This window comes from Streptomyces sp. NPDC001507 (assembly GCF_042894765.1).
Lineage (GTDB): Bacteria > Actinomycetota > Actinomycetes > Streptomycetales > Streptomycetaceae > Streptomyces.
Genome location: NZ_JBIAVV010000007.1, coordinates 97,835 through 110,620 on the forward strand (window position 1 = coordinate 97,835; position 12,786 = coordinate 110,620).

The 12,786-nt window shown below is 70.3% G+C and carries 7 protein-coding genes; 5 read left to right on the forward strand and 2 right to left on the reverse strand.

All coding sequences use genetic code 11. The features are described from left to right. Window positions 1-76: 76 nt before the first annotated feature. Complete coding sequence (locus ACFY0K_RS23115) at window positions 77-799, forward strand: dienelactone hydrolase family protein (protein ID WP_390641434.1); 723 nt, start codon at window positions 77-79, stop codon at window positions 797-799. Window positions 800-863: 64 nt separating this feature from the next. Here the strand turns inward: ACFY0K_RS23115 and ACFY0K_RS23120 are convergent, their stop codons facing one another. Continuing rightward, entirely contained in the window at window positions 864-1,934 is a 1,071-nt protein-coding gene (locus tag ACFY0K_RS23120; protein ID WP_390641435.1) for a fatty acid desaturase family protein, read from the reverse strand. Between the two features lie 216 nt (window positions 1,935-2,150). Beyond that, window positions 2,151-2,984: a PIG-L family deacetylase gene (locus ACFY0K_RS23125; protein ID WP_390641436.1), complete on the reverse strand. Its 834-nt coding sequence runs from the start codon at window positions 2,982-2,984 to the stop codon at window positions 2,151-2,153. Between the two features lie 407 nt (window positions 2,985-3,391). Between ACFY0K_RS23125 and ACFY0K_RS23130 the strand changes: the two genes are divergently transcribed. The 4 genes from ACFY0K_RS23130 to ACFY0K_RS23145 all read left to right on the forward strand — a co-directional run bounded on the left by ACFY0K_RS23130 (window position 3,392) and on the right by ACFY0K_RS23145 (window position 12,732). Beyond that, window positions 3,392-6,211: a discoidin domain-containing protein gene (locus ACFY0K_RS23130; RefSeq protein WP_390641437.1), complete on the forward strand. Its 2,820-nt coding sequence runs from the start codon at window positions 3,392-3,394 to the stop codon at window positions 6,209-6,211. A 263-nt stretch (window positions 6,212-6,474) separates the two neighbouring features. Next, complete coding sequence (locus tag ACFY0K_RS23135) at window positions 6,475-10,035, forward strand: choice-of-anchor D domain-containing protein (protein ID WP_390641438.1); 3,561 nt, start codon at window positions 6,475-6,477, stop codon at window positions 10,033-10,035. Between the two features lie 89 nt (window positions 10,036-10,124). Then, window positions 10,125-12,095, forward strand: a complete 1,971-nt coding sequence (locus ACFY0K_RS23140; RefSeq protein ID WP_390641439.1) for a discoidin domain-containing protein — start codon at window positions 10,125-10,127, stop codon at window positions 12,093-12,095. 31 nt (window positions 12,096-12,126) lie between these two features. Then, window positions 12,127-12,732, forward strand: a complete 606-nt coding sequence (locus ACFY0K_RS23145) for a class I SAM-dependent methyltransferase (RefSeq protein ID WP_388714570.1) — start codon at window positions 12,127-12,129, stop codon at window positions 12,730-12,732. Window positions 12,733-12,786 lie beyond the last annotated feature (54 nt).

Below are 12,786 nucleotides of genomic sequence, written 5' to 3' on the forward strand. Positions count from 1 at the left end.
CTCCCCTCCGGGGTCGCGGTCGGACGGCAGGTCGTCCGGGAGCGCCGTTTCCAGCGCACTCCCGAAAGGCACGACCATGCATTTCACTTCCGAACAACGCCTCGACGACGGCGTCCTCGAACGCGAGTTCACTCTCGGTGAGATCCCCGGCATCCTGTGGACGTCCGGATCCGCACCTGCCCCGCTGATCCTGTCCGGCCACAACGGCGGCCTGCACAAGCGGGAACCGCGCCTGGTGGCCCGGGCCCGGCACGCCGCCGCTGAGTACGGCTACGCGGTGGCCGCCATCGACCACCCCGGCCACGGCGACCGGCCCCGTTCCGCCATCGACGAGCGGGCGCGCGCCGACCTCCGCCGGGCGATGGCGGCCGGCGAGCCGCTGGACGAGATCTTCGAGTCCTTCGTCGTCCCGCTGGTCGAGAAGGCGGTCCCGGAGTGGCGGACCACCCTGGACGCCCTGCTGACGCTGCCCGAGATCGGCGGCCCGGTCGGGTACGCGGGGATGACCGCCGTCGGCATCCAGCTGGCGGTCCTCGAACCCCGTGTCGCGGCCGCCGGTTTCTTCGCCGGGGGTTACGTGCCCCGCGCCCAGCGCGAGGAGGCCCGGCAGGTCACCGTTCCGCTGCTGTTCCTGCTGCAGTGGGACGACGCAGGCAACCCCCGGCAGCGCGCCCTGGACCTGTTCGACGCCTTCGGCAGCAAGGAGAAGACGCTGCACGCCAATCTCGGCGGGCACGCCGGTACCCCGTGGTTCGAGGCGGACGACGGGAACCGGTTCTTCGCCCGCCACCTGAAGTGAGCCGCGTACCGGCCTAGGCGAGGCCGGGTACCACCCCGCCATGCCTGCCGCGTCGGCCTCGGTCTCAGGCCGCCCCGCGCCTGCGCCGGATGGGTTCGCCCACCCGGTGCAGGTGGGTGAGGGCCTCACGGTAGGACCGCAGCAGCCCGGTCTCGTGGTACGGCACACCGATCTCCGCGCAGTACTCGCGCACGATCACCTGGGCGCGGCGCAGATGAGGCGTGGGCATGCTCGGGAACAGGTGATGCTCGATCTGGTAGTTGAGGCCGCCGAGCAGCACGTCCGTGCACCGGCCGCCCCGCACGTTGCGGGAGGTGAGCACCTGGCGCCGCAGGAAGTCGGGCCGCTCGTCGCCGGTGAAGGTGGGCATCCCCTTGTGGTTCGGGGCGAAGGTGCAGCCGAGGTAGACGCCGAAGAGGCACTGGTGCACGGCGAGGAACGCCACGGCCTTGCCGGGGGAGAGGACCAGGAACAGCGCGGACAGGTAGGCGGCGAAGTGCAGGAGGAGCAGCGTGCCCTCCGCCACCCGGTTCTTCATGGCCGGCGAGCGCAGTGCCCGCACGCTCGACACGTGCAGGTTAAAGCCCTCCAGCGTCAGCAGCGGGAAGAACAGGAACGCCTGGTGGCCGCCGACGAGCCGGGCCAGGCCGCTGCTGCCGCGTGCCTGCTCGGTGGACCACACCAGGATGTCCGGTGCGACGTCGGGGTCGAGTTCCTCGTGGTTGGGGTTGGCGTGGTGACGGGTGTGCTTGTTCATCCACCACCCGTAGCTCATGCCGATGGCGAGGTTGCCGAAGAGACGGCCCCAGGTCTCGCTCGGGCGGCGCCGACGGAAGACCTGACGGTGTGCCAGGTCGTGTGCCACGAGCGCCACTTGACCGAAGACGAAGGCCATGGCAGCGGCGGTGGCCAGCTGCCACCACGTGTCGCCGAGCGCGAGGAAGGCCGCCGTGCCGCCCAGCAGGGCCGCGATCACCAGGCCGAGCCGCACGGTGTAGTGGCCCGGGCGCCGGTCCAGCAGGCCCGCGTCGGCGATGCGCCGGGAGAGCCTGGCGAAATCGCTGCCGGGACCGGAGGTCCGCGCCGGGTCGGCGGCCGTCGCGGCGGCGGTGGGAGCGTCGATGGAGAACGTCATGCCGCCGAGTCTGGGCGGGGCCGGGCGGCGCCGACAGCGGGCCAGCCACCGGATCCGCAGGGGGAGTTCCGCCGGAACTCCGGGGGGTTATCACCACTTCCACTCCTCTGACCTGCGCTTTTGGTGCGGTTCCGGCCGTACCGTCGGCCGGGCGTCGCCCCGGGCGGACAGACCCGGCCGCGGCGTGCGGACCGTCCGCCCGGAGCGTCGGCCAGGTCAGCGCAGTCCGGCGAAGAGGTCGTTCTCGGGTACGGCCGCGCCGGTGGAGTCCTGGACACGGACGAAGGTCTCCATGCCCATCAGCTCGGTGAACCGCTCCCGGCCCATCCTGAGGAAGAAGATGTTCTCGCCCTGGCTGGCGTGCGCGGCCAGCGCGTCGAACTTCTGGCCGCCGAACGCGGTGGTGTCCACCCAGGTGGTGATCTCCTCGTCGGGGAGCCCGATCTCCGCGATCGCGGCGGCCTCCGCGGGGTCCGGCTCCGGCAGGTCTTCCCCGAACTCGCGCATCACCTCGCCGAACCGCTGCATCATCGCGCGCGGCGCCGTCGTCCAGTACACCTTCGGGGCCGGTTCGGTCATCTCCAGCGCCGCCATCGTGATGCGGTTGGCCTGGATGTGGTCGGGATGGCCGTAGAAGCCGTTCTCGTCGTAGGTGACGACCACGTCGGGCCGGTAGCGCCGCATGAGTTCCGCGAGCCGGGCGGCGCCCTCGGCCACGGGTGTCCGCCAGAAGGAGCCGGGGGCGTCGTTGGCCGCCCAGCCCATCATTCCGGAGTCGGCGTAGTCCAGCGTCTCCAGGTGGCTGATCTTCAGGATGTCGCAGCTCGCCTGCAGCTCCTGGCGCCGCATCGCGGCGACGGCCGCCGGATCGTGCCCGGGCTCACCGGGCTTGACACCCCCCGGTCCGTCACCGCAGCCGCCGTCGGTACACGTCACGAGGACCGTGCGCACGCCCTCCGCCGCGTACCGCGCGAGGACGCCTCCGGTTCCGGTGGCCTCGTCGTCGGGGTGGGCGTGTACCGCCATGAGCGTCAAGGGCCGGTCGTTCATCAAAACAGTCCTCCTGTGTGGCAAGGCCTCGGTCCGAGTCCGCGGAGGGTACCTGAGCAGACGTTCGTGAACAGCAGATCACCAGGTGTACCGCGGACCGGAGGGCGCCGGGTCACGCGGGGGCGGAGCACCTTTGGTCCGTGCCCTCCCCACCCGCGCGGTGCCGGTCCCTCGGCCGGTGCAACAGCGTCGGCCGGACAGGCTGTTCCCGCCGCATGAGGCGGCCTTCGCCGCATCCGTGCCCGTGGCGAGGCCGGGAGCCCTGGAATCTGAGATTTGCGTAAAGCAGCGAAAAACTTGCAAAAGCTTGCGCGTTTCATTCTTTACTTCGTCGGAATCTAGCGGAGTGCATGGTGGCTCTGTACGGTCGGGGCGCCGGATTCCCCCCAGCCCCGAAGGAGCATCACATGCTGACGATCCCCAGACCCCGGCGCCTGGCGGTGGCCGCCGTCGCTGCGGTCGGCGCGCTGTGCGTGTCCGTCTTACCGGCCGCCGCGGCGCAGGAGGCGCCGCACTCCGGGCCGCTCCGCGCCGAGGTGACGGCCCCCGCTCCCCGGCAGGCGCAGGCCGCGGCCGGTGCCACGACGCCGTTCTCGGTCTACGAGGCCGAGGCGGGAACGCCGGGCGGCGGCGCGGCCGTCCGGTCGCTGACCGCGGCGCCGACGACCGAGTATTCGAGCGCCGCCCTGGAGGCGTCCGGCCACTCCTACGTCCACCTGGACGCCACGGGCCAGTCCGTGCAGTGGACGAACACCACCGGGCAGCCGATCTCGTTCCTCAACGTCCGCGCCAGCATTCCGGACTCGGCGTCCGGCGGCGGTGTCACCGGGACCCTGAACCTGTACGTCAACGGCGTGTTCCGGCAGTCGCTCAACCTCAACTCACGGCAGAGCTGGGTGTACGAGGGCAACGGCAACTACAACACGAGCGACAACCAGAACCCGGCCGACGGCGACCCCAGGGTCTTCTGGGACGAGTCGCACACCTTCGTCACCGGGGCCCCGATCCCCGCGGGTGCCACGTTCTCACTGCGCAAGGACTCCGGGAACAGCGCGTCCTTCTACGACGTGGACTCCGTGGACGTGGAGAACCCGCCGGCGCCCCTGACCCAGCCGGCGAACTCGATATCCATCACGAGCTGCGGCGCGGTGCCGGACGACACCCCCACCAACGGCGCGGCCGACAGCCAGGCGACGGACAGCCGGGCCGCCATCCAGAACTGCATCGACCAGGCCCAGGCGCAGGGCAGGATCCTGTGGATACCGCAGGGCACCTTCTACGTGAAGGGCACCACGGGGCTGCACGCACAGGGCATCACCATCGCGGGCGCCGGCCTGTGGTACAGCACGGTCTACCGTGACGTCCCGGTCCCCAACAGCACGCCGCTGGCAGCCCTGTTCGACCTGACCTCCTGCACTGTGCGTGACTTCCACATCGACGCCAACGCCGTCAGCCGGAGCACCGTCGGCGGCGACGGCGGCGCGATGGACACCACCGGCACCGGCTGGCTGGCCGACGGCATCTGGACCCAGCACACCATGTCGGGCTTCTGGGCCTCCGGCACCGGCGGCACGGTGCGGAACAGCAGGCTGACGTCGGTCTGGGCGGACGGGATCAACGTCAACAACGTGTCGCTGGGCTCGGACACCGGGAACGACCTGACGGTCACGAACAACTTCGTCCGCGGCACCGGGGACGACGCCATCGCCATCAACTCGGTGAACTACAACACCAACAGCGACGGTTCGAAGACGTACTACAAGCCGATGACCAATGTCACTGTCAGTGACAACACCTCGATCGCGCCGTGGGGCGGCAAGGGCGTCGGGATCTACGGGGGCAGCGGCCACCGGGTCGAGGACAACTACATCAGCGACACGGCCCGCTACATCGGTCTGGGCGCCGGGCGCTTCGGGGTCAACGGCAGCGACCTGCTGTCCGCGACCGTGACGGGCAACACCGTGGTCCGCTCCGGCGGCAACGCCTACAGCCAGGGCCAGCCCGCCCTGCACGTCGGCAACGGCGGCGACGGACAGAACACCGGGACCGTCGACAAGGTCACGGTGACCGGCAACACCGTCAGCGACTCCCTGTACGACGGGATCGGCTTCTCCACCTCGACCAACACCCTGCTCCAGGACAACACGGTCAGCGACCCCGGCCGCAACGGCATCGCGATCTCGCCGCCGTTCTACCCCGCGCCCACCGGTTCCGCGGCCATCACCGGCAACACGGTCACCGGGCTGCCCTCCGGCGCCTCGGCCTTCGTCAACAACTCCACCGGGTTCGTCGCCACGCTGAGCGACAACCACTGGCCGCCGCCCGCCCCCGAGGGCCCCTACGGCGGCACCCCGGCCGCCGTGCCCGGCACGGTGCAGGCGGAGGACTACGACACCGGCGGCCAGGGCGTCGCCTGCAACGTCACCTCCGTCAACGGCAACGCCAACTCCTACCGCGCCGACGGGGTGGACCTGGACAACACCTCGGACACCGGCGGCGGTTACAACCTGGGCTGGACCGGCGCCGGACAGTGGTTCCGGTACACCGTGGACGTCGCCACCGCCGGCACCTACACCCTCGGCCTGCGGGTCGCGGCCCCGTCCGCGGTGGCGGGCGCGCTGCACCTGTCGGACGCCGCCGGCGCGAACCTCACCGGCGCCGTCGACCTGCCCGCCACCGGCGACTGGCAGACCTGGGCCACCGTGACCACGCACGTGACCCTGCCCGCCGGCCGGCAGGTCCTGACCCTGGACCAGGACACCGGCGGCTGGAACATCAACCGCCTCGACTTCACCGCGGGCACCGACACCCCCGGCACCAACCTGGCCGCGGGCAGACCCACCAGCGAGTCAAGCCACACCGACGTCTACCCGTCGCCGAACGTGACGGACGGCAACCAGGGCACCTACTGGGAGAGCGCGAACAACGCCTTCCCGCAGTGGGTGCAGGTCGACCTGGGCTCGGCCCGCAGCGCCTCGCGTGTGGTGCTGCAACTGCCCGCCGGCTGGGGCGCCCGCACCCAGACCCTGGCCCTCGGCGGCAGCACCGACGGCACCGCCTTCACCACCCTGAAGCCCGCGGCGGCCTACACCTTCGACCCGGGCACGAAGAACACCGTCACGCTCACCTTCCCCGCCGTCACCCAGCGCTACTTCCGCGTCACCGTCACCGCCAACAACGGCTGGCCCGCGGGCCAGGTGTCCGAGTTCCAGATCTGGACCACCTGACCGCCCCCCCGTCCCACGGTGCCGCCGGACAGCACGTCCGGCGGCACCGCCGTGCGTGCGGCCTCGTACCGGAGACGGCCCACGACCTCGCATTAGATCTTGCATGTCAAATTTTTATTGTTGCAATGTTCTGTCTAGTTATTGCGCGCCGATGTCGACGACATTACGGTCCCCCGTGCGTCATCACCATCCTCCGTCTCCCCTTCCGCCCCGGGCGGTGTCAGCGGAACAGTCCGGGCATTTCGTGATGAAAGGAGTGGTAAGTGAGCCATTCCATCCGAGATCTGAGACGAGCGCTCGTCTGGGCGGTCAGCACCGCGATGCTGACGGTCGCCGGCGTCTTCGCGCTGGCCGTCCAGCCGGCCGCGGCCGCGGCCGCCGCCACCGGCGGCAGCGGCGCGAGTCTGCCGTACGTCGAGGTGCAGGCGGAGAACTCCGCCACCAACGGCACCACCATCGGCCCGAGTTACACCCAGGGGCAGCTGGCCGACGAGGCGTCGTACCGCAAGGCGACGACCCTCCAGGGAACCGGCCAGTACGTCACCTTCACCACCCCGGTGGCGACCAACTCGATCAACTTCCGGTACAGCATCCCCGACACCTCGGGCGGCTCGGTCTACACCGCCGCGCTGTCCCTGTACATCAACGGCGTCAAGCAGCCCGACTTCACCCTGACCAACGCCTACAGCTGGTACTACGGCAGCTACCCCTTCACCAACACCCCGGGCAGCAACCCGCACCACTTCTACGACGAGGCCCACCGCCTGTTCTCCACCACCTATCCGGCGGGCACGACCTTCAAGCTGCAGGTCGACTCCGGCGACACCGCCTCCTCGTACACGATCGACTTCGCCGACTTCGAGCAGGTCGGCGCCGCCCTGACCGCACCCTCGGGGTCGGTGTCGGTGACCAGCAAGGGCGCCGACTCGACCGGCGCGACCGACGCGACCAGCGCGTTCAACGCCGCGATCAGTGCGGCGGGCCCCGGCGGCACCGTGTGGATCCCGCCGGGCACCTACAACATCCCCGGCCACATCAGCGTCAACAACGTCACGATCGCCGGCGCCGGCATGTGGTACTCGACCGTCACCGGCACGGCACCCGGCTTCTACGGCAACTCCGCGCCCTCGCCCAGCACCGGCGTGCACCTGCAGAACTTCGCGATCTTCGGCAACGTGCAGGAGCGCAACGACAGCGCCCAGGTCAACGGCATCGGCGGCGCGATGAGCAACTCGACCGTGTCCAACCTGTGGATCGACCACATGAAGGTCGGCGCCTGGATGGACGGGCCGATGGACGGACTGACGTTCAGCGGCATGCGCATCCGCGACACCACCGCCGACGGCATCAACTTCCACGGCGGCGTCACCAACTCGAAGGTCACCAACAGCGACATCCGCAACACCGGCGACGACGGCATCGCCACCTGGGCGGACTCCGGCATCGGTGCCGACGCCAACGACACCATCTCCAACAACACCGTCTCCCTGCAGATCCTCGCCAACGGCATCGCGATCTACGGCGGTCACGACAACACCGTCAGCGGCAACCGGGTGGTGGACTCCGGCATCACCCAGGGTGGCGGTATCCACGTGGGGCAGCGCTTCTCGTCCACGCCGGTCGGCACCACCACCATCTCCGACAACACCATGGTCCGGGACGGCAGCCTCGACCCGAACTGGCAGTTCGGCGTGGGCGCGTTGTGGTTCGACGGCAGCCAGGGCGCGATCACCGGCCCGATCAACGTGACCAACGCGCTGATCCAGCAGAGCCCGTACGAGGCGATCCAGTGGGTCGAGGGCACGATCAGCGGGGTCAACCTCGACAACGTGACCATCGCGGGCACCGGAACCTTCGCCCTGCAGGAACAGACCGGCGGCGCGGCCAAGTTCACCAACGTCACGGCCACCGGCGTCGGCTACTCCTCGCCGGTGTACAGCTGCTCGGGCGGCAACTTCGTCGTCACCGACGGCGGTGGCAACTCCGGCATCAGCGGTACACCGTACTGCGGCGGATGGCCGGCCCCGGTCTACCCGCCCTATCCGTCCGAGGGCGTGACGGCCACCCCGGGGGCTCTCAACTTCGGGTCGATTCCGACCGGTTCGACGAGTGACGCCCAGACCGTGACCGTGTCCAACCCGACCAGCACCGCCGCGTCCGTCTCGTCCGTCTCCACCAGCGGCGACTACTCCCAGACCAACACCTGCGGCTCGTCGATCGCCGCGAACGGCTCGTGCACCGTCAGCGTGAAGTTCGCGCCGACGGCCACCGGCAGCCGCAGCGGCACGCTGACCGTCAACGCCGGCGGGGTCACCAACACCGTCACCCTCTCCGGCACCGGCACCGCGCCCGGCCCGGTGCTGAACACCGACCCGGCGAGCCTCGCCTTCGCCGCCACGGTGGTCGGCTCCTCGGCCGACACACAGACCGTGAAGGTGACCAACTCGGGTACCACCTCGGCGACCGTCTCGGGCGTCTCGGCGACCGGTGACTTCAGCCAGACCAACAACTGCTCCACCCTCGCGGTCGGCGCCTCCTGCACGGTGACCGTCGGCTTCAAGCCCACCACCGGCGGCTCGCGCACCGGCAACCTGACCATCACCAGCAACGCCAACAACAGCCCCACCGTCGTCGCCCTGACCGGCAGCGGCATCGACAGCACCACCAACATCGCCGCCGGGCGCCCGGCGACGGCGAGTTCGAGCAACAGCCCCTACGTCGCCTCGAACCTCACCGACGCGGACGCGTCGACGTACTGGGAGGGCACGAACGGCTCGTTCCCGCAGTGGGCGCAGGTCGACCTCGGCCAGAACTACAGCGTCGGCAAGGTCGTGCTCAAGCTCCCGCCGGCGACCGCATGGTCGGCCCGCACCCAGACCCTGTCGGTGCAGGGGTCCACGGACGGCTCCAGCTTCTCCACGATCAAGGCATCGGCCGGGTACACCTTCGACCCGAACTCCAACAACAACACGGCGACCATCACGTTCAGCGCCGCCACGGCGCGCTACGTGCGGGTGAACATCACCGCCAACACGGGCTGGAACGCGGCCCAGTTGTCGGACTTCGAGGTGTTCCCGAGCAGTGGCGGCTCCTCGCCGGCCACCCTGTCGGCCAGCCCGGCGTCGCTGACGTATCCCACCCAGGCGCTCAACACCGCCAGCAGCGCGCAGACGGTCACGGTCACCAACTCCGGTACCGCGGCGGCGACCGTCTCCGGTGTCACGGTCACCGGTGACTTCTCGCAGACCAACACCTGCGGGACGTCGATCGCGGCAGGGGCCTCCTGCACGGTGGCCGTCACCTTCACGCCCACCGCGTCCGGCACCCGCACCGGCGATCTCAGCATCGCCAGCAACGCGTCGAACGGCACCACCACGGTCGCGCTGACCGGCACCGGAGCCGGCACGGTCAGCAAGAACCTGGCGGCCGGCGCGGCCACCACCGAGTCCAGCCACACCGACGTCTACCCGTCGTCGAACGTGACGGACGGCAACCAGGGCACCTACTGGGAGAGCGCCAACAACGCCTTCCCGCAGTGGGTGCAGGTCGACCTCGGTTCCGCGCAGAGCGCGAGCCGCGTCGTCCTCCAGCTCCCCGCGACCTGGGGCGCCCGCAACCAGACGCTGTCCCTGTCGGGCAGCACCGACGGCTCCTCCTTCTCCACGATCAAGTCGTCGGCCACGTACACCTTCGACCCCGCCACCAACAACACGGTCACCATCACGTTCACCGCGACCACCCAGCGCTACTTCCGGGTGAACATCACGGCGAACAACGGCTGGCCGGCCGGTCAGATCTCCGAGTTCCAGGTCTGGAACACCTGATCCGCCCCGACGGTGCCGCCGGGCGCGCCCGGCGGCACCGTCCACCGAAGGCCACTCGACCACTCGACCACTCGACCAGAGGAATCCAGATGGGTGTCACACGCAGAGTCTTCTTGAGGGCCGCGGTCGCGGCCGGTGCGGTGGGAACCGTGGGTGCCACCGGGACCGTGCTCGCCCCGGCCGCGGCGGCGGCCAGTGCGCCGGGCGACGTGGTCGGCAAGATCACCGTCGGCTACCAGGGCTGGTTCGCCTGCGCCGGCGACGGCGCGCCCATCAACGGCTGGTGGCACTGGAGCCAGGACTGGGGCCAGGCGCCGTCCCCGACCAACACCAACATCAAGTGCTGGCCCGACGTGCGTGACTACACCAGCACCTACCAGACGTCGTACGCCGCCCTCGGCAACGGCCAGCCCGCCAGGCTGTTCTCCTCGTACGACCAGCAGACGGTCAACACCCACTTCCTGTGGATGCAGCAGAACGGCATCGACACCGCCGCCCTGCAGCGCTTCAACCCCACCGGCGGCGAGGGCCCCACCCGCGACGCCATGGCGACCAAGGTGCGCAGCGCCGCCGAGGCGTACGGGCGGAAGTTCTACATCATGTACGACGTCTCCAACTGGACGAACATGCAGTCCGAGATCAAGACGGACTGGACGAACAAGATGGCCGCCCACACCGCGAGTTCTGCCTACGCGAAGCAGAACGGCAAGCCGGTCGTGTGCATCTGGGGCTTCGGCTTCAACGACCCCAACCACCCCTTCACCGCCGACGCCTGCCTCGACGTCGTCAACTGGTTCAAGGGCCAGGGCTGTTACGTCATCGGCGGGGTCCCGCGCGAGTGGCGGACGGGCACCGGCGGCTCACGGGCCGGATTCCTGGGCGTCTACCACGCCTTCAACATGATCTCGCCGTGGATGGTCGGCGCCATCGGGACCATCACCGATGCCGACAACGCGTACACCACGTACACGGTCCCCGACCAGGCCGACTGCAACGCCAACGGCATCGACTTCCAGCCCTGCGTGCTCCCCGGTGACGTCTCCGCCCGGCAGCGCGTGCACGGCGACTTCATGTGGCGGCAGTTCTACAACATGGTGCGGGCCGGGGTGCAGGGCATCTACATCTCGATGTTCGACGAGTACAACGAGGGCAACCAGATCGCCAAGACCGCCGAGACCCAGGCGTGGGTGCCCACCAACTCCGGATTCCTCGCCCTCGACGAGGACGGCACCGCCTGCTCCGCCGACTACTACCTGCGCCTGACCGGCGACGGCGGCCGCATGCTCAAGGGTCAGATCGCGCTGACCGCCACCCGCCCCACCCAGCCGGTCCTCACCACCGGCGACACCACTGCGCCGGCCGCGCCGGGCGGCCTGACCGTCACCGGGCACACCGGCAACTCCGTCTCGCTGTCCTGGAACGCGTCGACCGACAACGTCGGCGTGACCGGCTACCGCATCCTCCGGGTGTCCGGCTCGACCAGCACCCAGGTCGGCACCACCGGCGCCACCTCGTTCACCGTCACCGGACTCACCGCGTCCACCGCCTACACCTTCGACGTCGTCGCCCTAGACGCGGCGGGAAACGTGTCGCAGCCCTCCAACCAGGTCACCGTCACCACCGACCCCCCGTCCGGCACCACCAACCTCGCCCTGCACCGCCCCACCTCGGAGAGCAGCCACACCCAGGTCTACGGCTCGTCCAACGCGACCGACGGCGACACCAGCACCTACTGGGAGTCCGCCAACAACGCCTTCCCGCAGTGGGTCCAGGTCGATCTGGGCGCCGGCACCGGGGTCAAGCGGATCGTCCTCGCCCTTCCCCCGTCGGCCGCCTGGGCCACCCGCACCCAGACCGTCTCCGTCCAGGGCAGCACGGACGGCGGCACCTTCACCCAGCTGCTCGCCTCGGCGGGCTACACCTTCGACCCGGCGACCGGGAACACCGCGACCCTCACCCTCCCCGCCACGGCCACCACCCGCTACCTGCGGCTCACCTTCACCGCCAACACCGGCTGGCCGGCCGGGCAGGTCTCGGAGTTCCAGGTCTTCGGCGCCTGATGCCCGGCTGCCTCGGCCTATAGTTCCTCGCATGAGTCGCTGGGACGAACTGACCGGGGGCAGGTCCGGGCAGGACTACGCCGCACGGTTCGCCGCCCTGGCCCGCAGCGGCGAGGACGTGCACGGTGAGGCGCGGTTCTGCACGGCGCTGGTGCCGGCCGGAGCGCGCGTGCTGGACGCGGGGTGCGGCACCGGACGGGTCATGATCCGGCTCGCGGAGCTCGGGTACGACTGCGTCGGCGTGGATCTCGACGCGTCGATGCTGGCGGTGGCACGGGAACAGGCGCCTCACCTGCCCTGGTTCCAGGCCGACCTGGCCGGGTTCGAGCCCAGCGGGCTCGGCATCGCGGCGGACTTCGACCTCGTGGTCGCCGCGGGCAACATCTTCCCGTTGCTCGCCGCCGGCACCGAGGCCGCCGTGACCGGACGCCTGGCCGCGGCCCTGCGCCCCGGCGGCCTGCTGGTCGCCGGGTTCGGCCTCGACGCTGCCCATCTGCCCGTGCCGCCCGGCATCACCCTGCCCGAGTACGACGGCCACTGCGCCGCGGCCGGCCTCACCCTCGTCGGCCGCTTCGCCACCTGGGACGCCGACCCCTATGACGGTGGCGGGTACGCCGTCAGCGTCCACCGCCGCTGAACCCCCGGCACGGCGGCGCCCCCGGATCCGGTGGGGGAAGGGCCGGATCCGGGG

What these genes read in the sequence shown, in the direction of transcription:
- ACFY0K_RS23115 (WP_390641434.1), top strand. Translation starts at nt 77, where the DNA reads ATGCATTTCACTTCCGAACAACGCCTCGACGACGGCGTCCTCGAACGC.
- ACFY0K_RS23120 (WP_390641435.1), bottom strand. Translation starts at nt 1,934, where the DNA reads ATGACGTTCTCCATCGACGCTCCCACCGCCGCCGCGACGGCCGCCGAC.
- ACFY0K_RS23125 (WP_390641436.1), bottom strand. Translation starts at nt 2,984, where the DNA reads ATGAACGACCGGCCCTTGACGCTCATGGCGGTACACGCCCACCCCGAC.
- ACFY0K_RS23130 (WP_390641437.1), top strand. Translation starts at nt 3,392, where the DNA reads ATGCTGACGATCCCCAGACCCCGGCGCCTGGCGGTGGCCGCCGTCGCT.
- ACFY0K_RS23140 (WP_390641439.1), top strand. Translation starts at nt 10,125, where the DNA reads ATGGGTGTCACACGCAGAGTCTTCTTGAGGGCCGCGGTCGCGGCCGGT.
- ACFY0K_RS23145 (WP_388714570.1), top strand. Translation starts at nt 12,127, where the DNA reads ATGAGTCGCTGGGACGAACTGACCGGGGGCAGGTCCGGGCAGGACTAC.